The 14,844-nt window shown below is 31.5% G+C and carries 12 protein-coding genes; 3 read left to right on the top strand and 9 right to left on the bottom strand.

Features of this window, described 5'->3' with window-relative positions:
* The first annotated feature begins 18 nt into the window (after positions 1-18).
* Positions 19-873 carry a formyltetrahydrofolate deformylase gene (purU, locus tag JJ844_03535; protein ID MBO6974747.1) on the top strand — a complete coding sequence of 285 codons (855 nt, stop codon included), beginning with the start codon at positions 19-21 and terminating at the stop codon, positions 871-873.
* A 10-nt stretch (positions 874-883) separates the two neighbouring features.
* On the opposite strand, the gene JJ844_03530 is transcribed toward purU, so the two are convergent.
* The gene (locus tag JJ844_03530; protein ID MBO6974746.1) at positions 884-2,242 is read right to left on the bottom strand and encodes a ClC family H(+)/Cl(-) exchange transporter; all 1,359 of its coding nucleotides are present in this window, start codon (positions 2,240-2,242) and stop codon (positions 884-886) included.
* Positions 2,243-2,251: 9 nt separating this feature from the next.
* Complete coding sequence (gene acnB / locus JJ844_03525) at positions 2,252-4,825, bottom strand: bifunctional aconitate hydratase 2/2-methylisocitrate dehydratase (protein MBO6974745.1); 2,574 nt, start codon at positions 4,823-4,825, stop codon at positions 2,252-2,254.
* 97 nt (positions 4,826-4,922) lie between these two features.
* Between acnB and JJ844_03520 the strand changes: the two genes are divergently transcribed.
* Positions 4,923-5,990, top strand: coding sequence for a 3-deoxy-7-phosphoheptulonate synthase (locus tag JJ844_03520; protein ID MBO6974744.1), 1,068 nt, complete (start codon positions 4,923-4,925; stop codon positions 5,988-5,990).
* On the opposite strand, the gene JJ844_03515 is transcribed toward JJ844_03520, so the two are convergent.
* From JJ844_03515 to JJ844_03500, 4 genes are all read right to left on the bottom strand, one after another.
* Positions 5,983-6,624: a dolichol kinase gene (locus JJ844_03515; GenBank protein ID MBO6974743.1), complete on the bottom strand. Its 642-nt coding sequence runs from the start codon at positions 6,622-6,624 to the stop codon at positions 5,983-5,985. The two genes, JJ844_03520 and JJ844_03515, sit on opposite strands and share 8 nt — an antisense overlap.
* A gap of 5 nt (positions 6,625-6,629) precedes the next feature.
* Positions 6,630-7,646, bottom strand: coding sequence for an RpoD/SigA family RNA polymerase sigma factor (locus JJ844_03510; protein ID MBO6974742.1), 1,017 nt, complete (start codon positions 7,644-7,646; stop codon positions 6,630-6,632).
* Positions 7,647-7,813: 167 nt separating this feature from the next.
* Positions 7,814-9,931, bottom strand: coding sequence for a polyphosphate kinase 1 (gene ppk1, locus JJ844_03505; protein ID MBO6974741.1), 2,118 nt, complete (start codon positions 9,929-9,931; stop codon positions 7,814-7,816).
* Positions 9,931-11,199, bottom strand: coding sequence for an MFS transporter (locus JJ844_03500; protein ID MBO6974740.1), 1,269 nt, complete (start codon positions 11,197-11,199; stop codon positions 9,931-9,933). The genes ppk1 and JJ844_03500 overlap by 1 nt, the downstream gene beginning before the upstream one ends.
* Positions 11,200-11,256: 57 nt before the next feature.
* Here JJ844_03500 and cobA point away from each other — a divergent pair, with 57 nt between their 5' ends.
* Entirely contained in the window at positions 11,257-12,060 is an 804-nt protein-coding gene (gene cobA / locus JJ844_03495) for a uroporphyrinogen-III C-methyltransferase (GenBank protein ID MBO6974739.1), read from the top strand.
* Here the strand turns inward: cobA and JJ844_03490 are convergent.
* Genes JJ844_03490 through queC form a run of 3 tightly spaced genes read right to left on the bottom strand, consistent with a single transcriptional unit; the run spans position 12,033 to position 14,844 of the window.
* Positions 12,033-12,860, bottom strand: coding sequence for an aminotransferase class IV (locus JJ844_03490; protein ID MBO6974738.1), 828 nt, complete (start codon positions 12,858-12,860; stop codon positions 12,033-12,035). The two genes, cobA and JJ844_03490, sit on opposite strands and share 28 nt — an antisense overlap.
* Entirely contained in the window at positions 12,857-14,173 is a 1,317-nt protein-coding gene (locus JJ844_03485) for an anthranilate synthase component I family protein (protein ID MBO6974737.1), read from the bottom strand. Before JJ844_03485 ends, JJ844_03490 begins: the two co-directional genes overlap by 4 nt.
* Positions 14,170-14,844 carry a 7-cyano-7-deazaguanine synthase QueC gene (queC, locus tag JJ844_03480; GenBank protein MBO6974736.1) on the bottom strand — a complete coding sequence of 225 codons (675 nt, stop codon included), beginning with the start codon at positions 14,842-14,844 and terminating at the stop codon, positions 14,170-14,172. Before queC ends, JJ844_03485 begins: the two co-directional genes overlap by 4 nt.

The following is a 14,844-nucleotide window of genomic DNA, read 5'->3' as shown; positions in this document are numbered from 1 at the left end:
CTAAATAGTTAAAGATTTTTGGAACATCCTTCAATTATATTCAAAATTGTTTGTCCCGATAGACCTGGTCTTGTAAGTCTACTTACAAGTTGGATTTCAAATTATGGTGGCAATATAAAGCATTCTGATCATCATACAGATCAAGATGCTGGTTTGTTTCTTAGTCGAATCGAATGGGATAGTAAAAATCCATCTTTTAATAGAGATCAAATTTACGATGAATTTGAAAAAATTGCATCTGAAGTAAATGGAAAATTTAACGTAAACTATTCTGATGAGATTCCAAATGTTGCTATTTTCGTGAGTAAACAAAATCATTGTTTGATTGATTTACTTTGGCGAGTAAGAAATGGTGAACTCAAAATGAAAGTGCCGTTAATAATTTCAAATCATTCTGATCTTGAAATTATTGCAAATGATTTTAATGCGCAATTTGTCTATATTGATACTTTTAATAATGATAAATCTGATGTTGAAGATCAATTTTTAAATTTGCTACAAGAATATGAAATTGATCTTGTTGTATTAGCCAAATACATGCAAATTTTGAGCGACTCTTTTTTAAAAAAGTTTTCTTCAATTATAAATATTCATCATTCTTTCTTACCCGCATTTAAGGGGGCGCAACCATATCATCGAGCATGGAAGAGGGGTGTAAAATTGATCGGTGCTACAGCCCACTACGTTACTGAAGATCTTGATGATGGTCCGATAATAGAGCAATGCACAGTTAATGTAAGTCATAGGGATGAAGTAGATGATTTGATTAGAAAAGGAAGAGATATTGAGAGAATAGCTCTAGCAAGAGCAGTTAGATTACATTTAAATCATCAAGTATTTGTTTATAACAGCAAAACTGCTGTTTTTGATTGAAGATAATTTCTTAGTCTTCTAATTCTATTTGTATTTGTCTTTCATAAATTGACTCTTCATTAAAAGCTCTTGCCATAAAAAAACTAGCAATGCAGCTAATTAAGACAGGTTTCATTATCAATAAATTTTTTGTTAAGGCAAAAGCTAAAAACATAGCTGTTATTGGTGTTCGCGAACATCCTGCTACAAAAGCTCCCATTCCGGCAAAAATGTATGTGCTAGGTGCATGTCCTGTTGCAATTTCTACCCAGTTCCCCATTATGAGTCCGACTGATCCTCCCAAAGTAAGCATTGGATAAAATAATCCTCCAGGAGCTCCAGATGCTGCAGCTAAACCTGTCGTGATAAATAATACTAAAACTGCTAACAAAGCAATTCCGATACTTGTATTTTGCTCAGCTATTATTTTCTGTAATTCATCTAAATTATGAAATGTACTTGGTAAAAAAGAATAGATACTTCCCAAAATAAGTCCACAGATACTCATTTTTAAAATAAATTTATTTTTATACCACTTTTTCCCAATATTTTGCATTAACAAAACATATTTGCTGTATAGTTCTGCAAAAATCCCAATAATTATTCCTAGTAAAACTAGGTAAATAAAATCTATAGGTAAGAAGAAAACTGATGGGTCATATTCTTTTTGAATCAGAAATCCGAGGTTAAAATCAAAGCCTCCTGCTTTAGGATCTAAACCCAAGGCTTGAAGAATATCAGCAGATGAATCTGCAATGAAAGTTGTAACTACTACTAAAAGCAAAATTACTGGTCTAGCAGAGTTTAATAGCTCTTCTATTGCATAAATAAACCCTCCTAAAGGAGCGCTAAATACTGCAGCTATTCCAGCACCACCACCTGCTGCTACTATCACTCTTCTGAAAGCCGTAGGAGCTTTGAGCCATTTAGCCATTTGCCAAGCAACTGATCCTCCCATTTGAACCGATGGCCCCTCTGGACCCAAAGGGAATCCACTGCCAATAGCAATAATTCCTGATACGAGCTTTACTAATCCTACTTTTATATTCATTGGCACTTTTTTATGTCTTAAGAAACCCATAATTTGACACACACCTGAACCTTTTGCTGCAGGTGCAATATTTTTTATTAAATATCCTGCAATTGCTCCTCCTACAGCTCCAAAAATTGGTAATACTGTAATAGATGGAAATTGGTCTAAAAGTGCTAATCTCCAATTATTAAAAAAGTAGATTCCAGTTTTAAAAAATATGCTCGTAATTGAAGCTCCTAGACCAGTTAATAAAAGCGAAAATGCAACGACGAGAGATCTTTGTCTTAATAATTTTTTGATACTACGAGAAGAATTATTACTGGTTTTTTGAATATTTTCTTTTATGAGGTTTGGCATAATTCATGATCATTTTGACAAACTGAAATCGTGTATTTCATCAAATTGAAGATAACGATAAAGTTCATCTGAATATGGATTAATTTTATTTTTAGTAATATCCTGATATTCTTCTAATTCAGGAATTTTTCCAAGAAGTGCGCAAACTGCTGCTAATTCAGCACTCCCCAAAAATACTTGCGCATTTTTCCCAAGTCTATTGTCAAAATTTCTTGTACTAGTAGAAAATACTACAGATCCTTCGTTTACTCTGGCTTGATTTCCCATACATAAAGAACAGCCTGGTAACTCTAATCTTGCACCACAATTTTCAAATATTTTATAATAGCCTTCAGTTTTTAAAGTTTCTTCATCCATTTTTGTCGGTGGGCAAATCCATAATTTAGCTTTCAAATTTTGCACACCTTCAAGAACTTTTGCAGCTGCTCTGTAATGACCAATATTTGTCATACAAGAACCTATAAAAACTTCGTCAATATTTGTATTGGCAACATCCGTTATTTCCTTGACGTTATCTGGATCGTTAGGGCAGGCAACTATTGGTTGTGTTACTTTTGCTAAATCAATCTCAATGGTTTCTTCATACTTAGCGTTTGAGTCTGGCTGAATTAATGAGGGTTTTTTTAACCAATTTTTCATATCATTTATTCTTCTTGAAATCGATTTTGAGTCTTCATAATTGCTTTCAATCATTTTTTCTAGCAAGCAAATATTGCTTCTTAAGTATTCTTGAACAGTTTCTTGAGATAAAAGTATTGTGCTACCTGCGCATGAGCGTTCTGCAGTAGCATCAGTAAGTTCGAAAGCTTGTTCAAGTTTTAAGTTAGGTAATCCCTCAATTTCCATAATTTTCCCGTTAAATATATTTTTTTTATTTGCTTTTTCAACAGTTAAGAGTCCTTTTCTAATTGCAAAGAGAGGAATTGCATTTACTAAATCTCTTAAAGTAATTCCTGGTAATAATTCTCCTGTAAATTTAACTAGTACAGATTCCGGCATATTTAATGGCATTGATCCTATTGCAGCCGCGAAGGCAACAATGCCCGAGCCTCCAGGAAATGAAATGCCAAGAGGGAATCTTGTATGACTATCTCCACCAGTTCCAACAGTATCAGGGAGAAGCATTCTGTTAAGCCAGCTATGAATGATGCCGTCTCCAGGTTTAAGGGCTACTCCACCTCTTTGGGATATAAAATCAGGCAGTTCTTTATGGGTAACTAGATCAACTGGTTTAGGATAAGCAGCTGTATGACAAAAACTTTGCATAACTAAATCTGCAGTGAATCCTAAACAAGCGAGTTCTTTTAGTTCATCTCTAGTCATTGGTCCAGTAGTATCTTGGCTGCCAACTGTGGTCATTATTGGTTCACAGGTCATTCCTGGCCTGACTCCATCTAGACCGCATGCTTTTCCAACTATTTTTTGAGCTTGAGTAAACCCAGAATTACTTTCTTTTGGATTTTGTGGTCGGGTAAATATTTCACTCGCCTGATAGTCTAATTTGTTTCTAATTTTGTCCGTAAGAGATCTTCCAATCATAAGATTAATTCTGCCGCCAGCTTGAATCTCATCAGTAAGAGTTGATGGATATAAGTCGAACTTGCTTATTAATTCTTCAGTATTTGAATTTTTTTCAATTTTTTTGATAATGCCTTCATAAGGATATATTTTAAGAGTATCTCCAGTTTTCATATTAGATACGTCAGCTTCTATAGGTAAAGCTCCTGAATCTTGAGCAGTATTAAAGAAAATAGGAGCTATTTTGCTGCCTATTATTATTCCACCTGTTTTTTTGTTTGGAACAAAAGGGATATCTTCGCCTATATGCCAGATGAGTGAATTAATAGCAGATTTTCTAGAACTACCTGTTCCAACAACATCTCCAACATAAGCTATTGGTAAATTTTGTTTTTTTAAATTTTCTAGAATCTTTAGTCCATCTGGGTTTTTAAATTCCAACATAGCTAATGCGTGCATTGGTATATCTGGACGTGTTGTGGCATGTACAGCAGGAGATAAGTCGTCTGTGTTTGTTTCTCCGTCAACTTTAAATACCAAGCAAGTAATCTCTTTCTCTAAAACTTTTTTATTTTTGAACCATTCTGCATCTGCCCAACTATTTATAACCTCTTTTGCATAAATATTATTTCGAGACAATTCATAAATCTCATTAGCTGAGTCGTAAACAAGAATAATATTTTTTAAAACTTCTGCGGCTTTCTTAGCAAGTAAACTATTTTCGCCTTTAAGTATTTCGACCAGAGAATTTACATTATATCCTCCTATCATTGTCCCTAGTATTTCAATTGCTTTTTCAGGATTTATGAATTTGCAATATTTTTCTGAATTAACAATAGCTGTAAGCCAGCTTGCTTTTACATATGCAGCCTCATCAACTCCTGGTGATACTCTATTTATTAGTAAATCAAGCAAGAGAGATGAATCACAATTACTATCTTGTTCCAATAATTTTGTAACACAATTTGTTTGATTAGCATTTAAAGGTAAAGGTGGTATACCTTTGGCAGCTCTTTTCGCTACGTGATCTGCATAATCTTTTAGCAATGTTTCCAAATTCTTCATTAGTAAGGTTTAATGCCTAATCTATTGTTATTTTTAATATTGAAAAGGAGAGTATTCATAAATGCTTTTTTAAATATTCAAATTTCTTAATTAATCAATGACGACATCATCAAATAATTCAGCTTTAGAAAAAACATCAGATTTACGTGTTCTTGAGACACGTCCATTAATACCTCCAAGCAGATTACATAATGATATACCTTTAGAACATATCTCTGCTAGTACAGTATCTAAAACGAGAAGATCGATACAAAATATTTTGCATCAAAATGATAAGAGACTTTTAGTCATTGTTGGTCCATGTTCTATTCATGATCTAGAGGCGGCAAAAGAATATTCAAAATATATTCAAAATTTTCGAGAAATTTATCAAGATAAATTAGAAATAATAATGAGAGTTTATTTTGAGAAACCAAGAACAACTATTGGCTGGAAGGGACTTATAAATGATCCACATTTAGATAATTCTTATGATATTAATACCGGTTTAAGAAGGGCAAGAAGTTTGCTTTCATATTTAGCAACTCGTGGAATACCATCTGCCACAGAACTACTAGACCCAATTGTTCCTCAATATATTGCTGATTTGATAAGTTGGACAGCCATAGGCGCGAGGACTACTGAAAGCCAAACACATAGGGAAATGGCATCTGGATTGTCGATGCCCATTGGCTTTAAAAATGGAACGGATGGCTCTTTTAATACTGCAATAAATGCAATGCAGTCAGCTTCAAGATCACACCATTTTTTAGGGGTAAATGATAATGGAATGGCTTCTATTGTTAACACTACGGGAAACCCAGATGGCCATATAGTTTTAAGAGGAGGCTCAAAAGGTCCAAATTTTGAAGGTCATCATGTTCAAAAAATTTCCTCTGAACTAAAGCGATGTAATCTTCCTTATAAAGTAATGATTGATTGTAGTCATGGAAATTCCAACAAGGATTTCCGAAAACAGTCAGAAGTGTTAAAAAACATAGCTTCTCAAATCAATAATGGTGAAAAAAATATTTTGGGAGTTATGATCGAAAGTCATCTTAAGGAAGGTAATCAAAAACTTTTAAAAAAAGAGGATCTTGAGTTTGGCAGAAGCATTACAGATGCATGCATAGATATAGAAACTACAAAAGAATTACTTGCTATTTTGTATAGCTCAGTTAATTAGTTATAAAAAAATTAAAACACAAGGCTGATGTGATTGGAACAATTAAGTTATCTATTCCTAAAACACTAAATTGTTCAAGAATAGTGGCTAAAAAGGCTATTGTAAAATAATTTAAATTAAAACTATTTTGCTGAATGTATCCTAATGAGAAAATTACAACTAAACTTGCTAAAAACATTGTAAAAGTACCAAGCAATGATTTTTTTTGTTTAAGAAAAATCCAGTTCTTTGAGTCAAAGCTTTTGCCTATTAAGCCAGCTAGTCCATCTCCAAACGTCATTATAAAAAATCCAGTAATTAATGAATAAGGATCTTTTTCCCAGAAAAGAAAAATTAAAAAAAATAAACTAATGCAGTAAAATAATGTTCCATAACTTTTTCTCTCAATATCTTCAATTGATGGAAATATTTTATATTTATAATTTATAAAAACCATTAAAGTAATAAGCCCTGTAAAAATGAGAGCTGAATTTTGATTAATTTTTAAAATTTGTGCAATTGGTATTACTGGTCCTATGCCAATATGTATTATTTTTCTAACAACTTCTCTGCTATCTTTATTATCTTTTTTAAAAATTGTTGATATTAAAAAAATTGAAAATAAATAAAATAAAATTATTATGTATTTTAGCAATTTGATTAGGCTGCTTTTTGATGAGTTGTCATTACTCTAAGTTTCAATATTGCTTTTGCTTCAAGTTGCCTTACTCGCTCGCGTGAAACATTTATTTGTCTTCCAATCTCTGCGAGAGTTAGTGGTTCTTCTCCATCTAGGCCAAATCTGAGCCTCATAATTTTTTGTTCTCTTTCGTTTAGCTGTGAGAGCCAAGTACCTAAGTGTTCTTTTTGAATGGTCCTATCCATGCCTTCCATAGGTTCTTCACAATTAGGATCAGGTATAAGTTCCCCAAGAGTGCTTCTGTCTTCTTCTCCTCTTGCGTGGGCATCGAGAGAGGCACAAGGAGCGCTTTGAGAAATTAAATCTTCTAAATCTTTTTGATCTATCCCCATTTCGGTTGCCATTTCTAATCTAGTAGGTTGTCGCCCAAATTTGTGCGATAACTCACGAGATACTCTTCTCATTTTAGATAGCTTTTCACTGATGTGAATAGGCAAACGTATTGTCCTAGCACTGTTGTCGATAGCCCTTGTCATACCTTGTCTAATCCACCAATAAGCATAAGTTGAAAACTTATATCCCATTGCAGGATCAAATTTATCTACAGCTCTTTCCAGGCCAATAGCTCCTTCTTGGACAAGGTCTAGTAACTCTAGCCCTTGATTTTGGTATTTTTTTGCAACGGAAACTACAAGTCTTAGATTAGCGGCCATCATCCTATCTCTAGCTTTTTTCCCTATCTTAATTTGATAATGATGTCGTTGAGTTCTCTCAGATTCTGGAGTTTGAAGCAATTTTTTCATGTTTTGAACATGATGAGCCAACTCTATTTCCTCTGCTGGTGTCAGAAGAGGAACTCTGCCAATACTACTTAGATAATGACCAATAGAATCTGAAGCAATCCGTCCAGATTTTTTTTGGCTTTGTTTTGAAGTTAGACTGGATTTTGTTTTACGAGCTTTGCCCGAAGTGTTTGGTAATCTAGGCTCATCAATATTATTTGAAGAGCTCTTTGCAGATTCCAGAGGGATCCCCATCACCCTGGCCTCCTAATAGTGGATTTTTTAAAAAACTAGCACTGAAATCGAAATAAAAACTACTTTTACTTTGAAACTTTAAAGACAAAAAATTCTTTTTTTATCTTAATTCCTTGAAATCTATTGATATAAAAGGCTTTTAAAAAAATAAAAAAAAATTTAAAATATTAAGTATTTTTGTAAATGTTATAAAAATCAATATTTTCTTTATTTTTTATGAGGTCAAATTGTGAACGATTCTTAGCTGAATCTATTGCATATTTTTCGTAAGAACCATCTTCTTTCATTATCCAAGAAAAGTAATCATCTTTAATATATGTTTGCAAAAGAGCTTGTAGGTGAAATTTTAATTCAGTATCTTCTATTGGAGTAACAGCTTCAATTCTTCTATCTAGGTTTCTTCTCATCCAATCTGCACTCCCAATGAAAACTTCATGATCACCATTATTGCAAAACCAAAAAATTCTTGAGTGTTCAAGGAAATGGCCAATAATGCTTATCACTTTAATATTTTCACTTAGATTTTTTCTTTGGGGATATAAGCAACAAATACCTCTTATAATAAGATTAATTTTTACACCTGAATCAGAAGCTAAATAAAGAAGTTTAATTATTTCTGGATCTACTAAAGAATTCATTTTTGCAATTATTTCAGCTTTTTTGCCTTCCTCTGCATTTTGAATTTCTCTTTTTATGAGAAATATAAATTTCTCTCTCATCGATGAGGGAGAAACTAATAATTTTTTATAACTTTTTTGTTTAGAAAAACCTGATAAGTAATTAAATAACTCAAGTAAATCTGAGGCAATATCAGGATCTGTTGAAAGTAATCCTAAATCTGTATAAAACCTTGAGGTATTGGAGTTATAATTTCCCGTTCCAATATGAAAATAATTCCTTAATCGTCCTTTTTCTTTTCTTACTATTAAAGCTATTTTTGTATGTGTTTTAAATCCTATGATTCCATATACAACATGAATTCCAGCTTGTTCAAGTTGTTTTGCCCATTGAATATTATTGTCTTCATCAAATCTTGCTTTTAGTTCAACAAGAGTCATTACCTCTTTCCCATTCTCTGCAGCTCTCATTAATGCTGCAATAATAGGCGAATCCTTGGAAACTCTATATAAAGTAATTTTTATAGCCATTACAAGTGGATCATCAGCAGCTTTATTTATAAATTCCTCAACTGATGTTTTAAATAAGTCGTATGGATGATGAAGAAGAATATTTTTTTTCCTCAGTATATTGAAAATAGAATCGAGGTTTTTGTTTGAAGGTAAATCTAAATTTTTTAATTGTGGGTGAGTTTCCCCAATTAGTAGATTTTCTTTTAAATCATCTCTATTAATTTTTGTCAGCTGATTTAAATCGTCAAGGCCTAAAAAACTTTTGCAAAAGTATATGTATTCTTTTTGTATTGAGATACTTTCTATAAGTAATTTTAGAATATTTGCTGGTATATCTGATTCAACTTCTAATCTAACTACGTCTCCACCTAATCTTCTCTTTTGCAAACTTTGTTCAACGGCTAAAAGAAGATCATCAGCTTCAAGTTCTTTTAATTCTAAATCTGCATCTCTCGTTACTCTAAAAAAAGAGTAATTTATACATTCCATTCCATTAAATAAAGTATTTATATTATTTCCAATTAAATCTTCAACACTTATGAAAAAATAAGAATTTTCATCGCCTTGTTGAATAATTTCATTGGGAATTTGTATAAATCGATTTATATTTTTTGTTGGTATTTTTACTCTAACAAACTGATTTTTAGAATCTTCCCCATCTCTTATTAAAGCAGCTAAATTTAGACTTAAATTACTTATAAAAGGGAATGGATGTGCTGGATCAACAACTAATGGAGTTAATAAAGGGAAAATAGATGACGTAAAGAAGTTATTACACCAATTTCTTTGATTTTCACTCAGATCCTTATATTTTTTTAAAATTACACCTTGTTTTTTTAATTCATTATTTAATTCATTATTTACATAGCTTTCTTGAAGAGTAGTTAATTTTTTTACTTCTTTGTTGATTCTTGTTAATTGCTCTTTAGGAGTAAGTCCGTCAATACTTTTTTTAGTAATACCTGCTTCAACTTGCGCCTTTAAAGAAGCTACCCTTACCATAAAAAATTCATCAAGATTATTGCTAAAAATTGAACAAAATTTTACTTTATCTAGTATTTTGTACTTCTTTTCAAAACCAGTTAGTAGTACTCTTTTATTGAATTCAATCCAACTTAATTCTCTATTAATAAAAACATCAGCCTGGCTTTTCATTAAAATACTTTTGATTTTTGATTGTTAAAAGAATTATTATTTTTACCCTCTGCAATAAGGTATATCATGAAAAGTAAGATAACGGAACCAGCTATAAAAGGTGATCTAGGACCAAAACTATCATAAACCCTACCCGCCATTGCAATTCCTAAAACTCCTCCCAGACTTTGTAGTCCCTGAAGGCTACTTAAAATTGAGCCTTGTTTATCAATTTCTAATTTCTTTGATATTAGTGCTCTTAAGGTGGGTGTAATTAACCCTGCCCCAATGGCCAAAAATGAAACAGCTGAATAAATATTTATTGTTGCATTCTCTTTTGGAGCGGTTATCAAAAGTGCACATGCCACAAGAATGAAGCCTGATCCGATAAGTGTTAATCGCATTTCACCAAATTGCTTTACCAGAGGACCAATGAATCCTCCCTGAACGATAATTGCAATGATTCCTACTACAACAAGAGTTCCACTTGATGCTTTGGTCGTCCAGTTTAAAGATTCTTGAAGGAAAAATATTAGGATATTGGTCAATCCAGTAAAAGCAATAAAGTAAATAAAAAAAGCTAATGATAATTTTTTAATCTTTTCTTCTTTGAATACTTTAAAAAGCTCTTTTAAAGGGTTTTTTAAAATATTTTTTGATTTAGTTGAAGAATTATTTGGTTTTGTTTCTGGCAAGTAAAAGAAAACTAGAAGAAAATTTATTATTGGAATAATTGATGCTATTAAAACTGGAATGATAAAGTCATTATCTGTATTTTTTGCAAATATTACAACGAAAATATTACCTAAGAAAAAACTTAAACCAAAAGCTACACCAATAAGACCAAATGTTTTTGCTCTTTTTTCAGGACTTGAAATATCTGCAAGAATTGTTGTTGCAGTGGCTGCAGTTCCTCCACTTAATCCGTCAATTAGTCTCGCTAAGAATAATAAAAATAATGGGATAGTGGCTATTGAATTGGACCAATTAAAAAGAACAGTAAAAGATAGTATGGCTATTCCAATTATTGAGCCTGTAATACAAAAAAGAGTGACAGGCCTTCTGCCGTATCTATCACTCATAAGTCCAATAAAAGGGGAAGCTGTAAATTGTGCAAGTTGGTAGGTGCATGATAACAAGCCATATGTACTAGCTTTAGAGTCAAAAAGTAAAACAAAAGAGGGTAAAATGGGTAAAAGTATACTTTCACTTAATCGATCATTTAAAAGAGTGACAAAAGCACTCAGGAGAGTAAATTTTTTGTTTGGTTTCAATAAACTTTCTTTCACAATATTTACCTTCATTGCGATTAACTTTTATTACCATACTTGTTAATGGAGATTTATGTGCCTGGTATTGTTTATTTAGTTGGGGCAGGTCCTGGTGATCCTGAGCTTTTAACTCTAAAAGCATTACGTTTAATAAAAAATTGTGATGCATTAGTTCATGATGCTTTAATTCCAGATGAAATAACAAAAGAGGCAGGAAAAAATACAGAAATTTATCATGTAGGCAAAAGAGCAGGAAAGTGTTCTGTTCCTCAGGCTGAAACTAATGCTCTTATTTTGAAATTAGCAAAAGAAGGCAAAAATGTTGTAAGGCTTAAAGGGGGAGATCCATTCGTTTTTTCTAGGGGTGGTGAAGAGGTATCGATTTTAGAAAAAAATGGCATTTCAGTTGAAATAGTTCCTGGTATTACTTCTGGGATAGCTGCCCCCACGTATTTTGGTATTCCACTAACCCATAGAGATGCTGCGAGTTCTGTAACTTTCGTCACTGGACATGAGCGTGTAGATAAGGAAAAAAAGACAGTTAATTGGAGAGATTTAGCTAAATCATCAGATAGCTTAGTAATTTTTATGGGTATAAAAAATATTGAATTTATTGTGCAAGAATTAATTATAGGTGGTTTGGATAAGAATACTAAATGCGCTGTTATTCAAGAAGCTACTTTAAAAAATCAAAAATGTTTGATAGAGAAATTAGATAATCTCCCAGATAAAATCAAAGATAAAGAATTTTTAGCTCCATCAATCATTATTATTGGAAAAATTGTTCAATTTAAGGTTAACAACAATATAACTAAAGTATCTGATGTCTATTTACCAGATATTAATAAAGTTCAACTATACAATAAATCCCAAAAGTAAATTGGATCGAATTTAGTTTTAAACTTTAAATCATTAACTTGATTAATTTGTCTGCAAGATAAGCTATTAATTGCAACTACTATGTCTTCATTTTGAAATTCTGGAGGAATTAATTCTTCTTTTACAACTTTCAATTTTAAAGCTTTAGAAACCATAATCCCCTCTAAACAGCCGCTCTCTTTTCTAGGAGTTATCCATTGATTATTTCTTTTAATTAGAAGATTAAATGTACTTCCACAACAAAGTTCACCTGACGTATTCAAAAGGATAGAATCATCAAATGATTTTTCATTAGCTTCTGTCAAAACTTGTATTGCCTGATTATATGAAAATGTTTTGCATTTACTTATAAGACTGAATTCATTTATTGCTTCCGTTTGACTAATGCAAACGTTTATCGGATTAAAATTTGGTTTGATTCTATAGAACTCAAGCCATAAATTATCCAAATCTTTTGTCTCTGAAGTGCTATCAATTGTTAGTGTTCGACCTTCATTAGTTCCTCGACTATAGTTTATTCTTACTGAAGCAAATTGATCATTTGCAAGCGATAACTTTCTAATTCCATCGTGAATAAGTTGTTTCAAAGTTAATTTATTTATTTTGAGATTAATATTTAAAATCTTGCTACTTTTTTCTAACCTTTTCAGATGTTCATCAAAAAGAATAGGTTTGTTTTCTTTTATCAAAATGGTTTCAAATATACCATCAGCAAATTTTAATCCTCTATTATTAGCAGCAATAAATATTCTATCAATATCCAACCATTGATCCTTGTGCCAGCCTAATGTTTCAATCATCTTAGTGAATCAATTAACGGTAAAAGTTTCCACTTTAGTTCATTAGTTTCCTCTTCAGGGTTTGAGTCAATAACTATTCCGCAACCAGCATATATATTGATTTTTTTGTCTTTAATTAAAAATGATCTTATTAGTATATTGCTGTCAAACTCTCCATTCCAGTCAAGCTTCAAAAATGATCCACAGTATGGTCCACGTTCACATTCTTCTAATTCAAAAAGTCTCTGGCATGATCTTAATTTAGGTGCTCCAGTTATAGAGCCCCCGGGCCAACAAGCTTTTAGTAAATCAATCCAGTTTTTATCTTTTTTTAATTTGCCTCTGATTACTGAAGTTAGATGATGAACTTTTAAGAAACTTTCAAGTTTTAATATTTCTGGCACCATAATACTTCCTGTTTCGCAAACTTTACTTAAATCATTTCTTATTAGGTCAACAATCATAATATTTTCGGCTCTATCTTTTTCGTTGGTTATTAAATCGATAGCATTAAGTGCGTCTTGATTTAAATCCTTATCTCTGGATCTAGTTCCTTTGATAGGTCTTGATTCTACAAAATTTTTATTATCTATTTTTATAAATCTTTCTGGCGAGGTAGATAATACAGCCTCTTTATAATTATCATTATTTATTATTATTCCTCCAAAGGGAGCTCTTAATTTCCTTCTTATTTTTAAATAAATATCTAGAGGATTATAGTTTTTGGAAGATTTAATTTCGCATTTAGTTGTTAGGTTTGCTTGAAATATATCCCCTAGGGAAATTAATTTTTTCAATTTTAGAATATTTTTCTGAAATGTTTCAGCCATTTCTTCCAAATTTATTTTTGAAAAATCAAAATTCAAATTTGTTTTAATAATATTTTCTTCTTCAATATTTTTTATATTGTTGATTATATTTTTATAATTCATCAGTTCAGATGAGTTTGTGCCTTCGATAATTATTTCTTTTTTTATTAGATTACATTTAATGATTGGATCATATGATGCAATCCATAAAGTTGCCATATTAGATTTTCGCCATGGATTTTTGGGTTCTATATAAACTCCAGCTTCATAACTTAACCATCCGATCCAAAATCCTTTTTCAATATTTTTTAAATTGTTAAATGGATTATTAGTTTTGTCTAAGTTATTGATATCTCTTGATTGGATTATTTTTTTAGGTTTAATTCCTATTATTGACCATTCCCCATTTTCTTTGCCATCACTATCTAGCCAAGCTAATCCTTTATCTCCGAATTTTTTTGTTAGATGATGCGTAATCAGTGCTGGATCTATCCATTTTTCTAGAATTATTTTTTTTATTTTCATTTTTTATTTTTGTTATTAAGCCATTTTTCATAAGCTGCATTTCTAATTCTGCAGCTATCACACTTACCGCATGGTTTTGAATTACCCGAATAACAACTCCATGTTTTATCTAAAGGGACATGATTATCAAAAGCTAATTTAATAATTTCCTCTTTATTTAAATCTAATAGTGGTGTCCAAAGTTTTATTGGATTATTTTCTCTTCCTCTTTTATTGGCTAAATCTGCTAATTCTTGAAATTTTTTAATGTAGTCAGGTCTGCAATCTGGGTAACCAGAATAATCTAGTGCATTAACTCCTAATCCTATAAAATCAGCATCTATTGCTTCTGCATAACTTAGTGCAACGGAAATAAATATAGTATTTCTCCCAGGAACATAAGTATTAGGAATTTTATTAGTTTGTACTCCTTCTATCGGAATATTTTTTTGAGTATCAGTTAATGACGAGCCTCCCCATAAAGATAAGTCAAGCTTAATGATTTTAAATTCTTCGATATCAAAGTGTTTTGCAATTATTGATGCGGAATTTAATTCTTTTTTATGACGTTGACCGTAGTCAAAGGAAAGGCCAAAAATTTTAGCTTCAGATTTTTTTGCGATACCAGTAACTGTAGAAGAATCTAAACCTCCAGATAATAAAACTACTATCGATTTATTTTTAAGAGTCAT

This window comes from Prochlorococcus marinus CUG1435 (genome assembly GCA_017644375.1).
Classification (GTDB): Bacteria; Cyanobacteriota; Cyanobacteriia; order PCC-6307; family Cyanobiaceae; genus Prochlorococcus_A; species Prochlorococcus_A marinus_AH.
Note: the sequence above shows the minus strand (reverse complement) of the source record. Positions and strands in the feature narration are given on the sequence as shown.

What these genes read in the sequence shown, in the direction of transcription:
- JJ844_03530 (MBO6974746.1), bottom strand. Translation starts at nt 2,242, where the DNA reads ATGCCAAACCTCATAAAAGAAAATATTCAAAAAACCAGTAATAATTCT.
- acnB (MBO6974745.1), bottom strand. Translation starts at nt 4,825, where the DNA reads ATGAAGAATTTGGAAACATTGCTAAAAGATTATGCAGATCACGTAGCG.
- JJ844_03520 (MBO6974744.1), top strand. Translation starts at nt 4,923, where the DNA reads ATGACGACATCATCAAATAATTCAGCTTTAGAAAAAACATCAGATTTA.
- JJ844_03510 (MBO6974742.1), bottom strand. Translation starts at nt 7,646, where the DNA reads ATGGGGATCCCTCTGGAATCTGCAAAGAGCTCTTCAAATAATATTGAT.
- ppk1 (MBO6974741.1), bottom strand. Translation starts at nt 9,931, where the DNA reads ATGAAAAGCCAGGCTGATGTTTTTATTAATAGAGAATTAAGTTGGATT.
- JJ844_03490 (MBO6974738.1), bottom strand. Translation starts at nt 12,860, where the DNA reads ATGATTGAAACATTAGGCTGGCACAAGGATCAATGGTTGGATATTGAT.
- JJ844_03485 (MBO6974737.1), bottom strand. Translation starts at nt 14,173, where the DNA reads ATGAAAATAAAAAAAATAATTCTAGAAAAATGGATAGATCCAGCACTG.
- queC (MBO6974736.1), bottom strand. Translation starts at nt 14,844, where the DNA reads ATGACTCTTAAAAATAAATCGATAGTAGTTTTATTATCTGGAGGTTTA.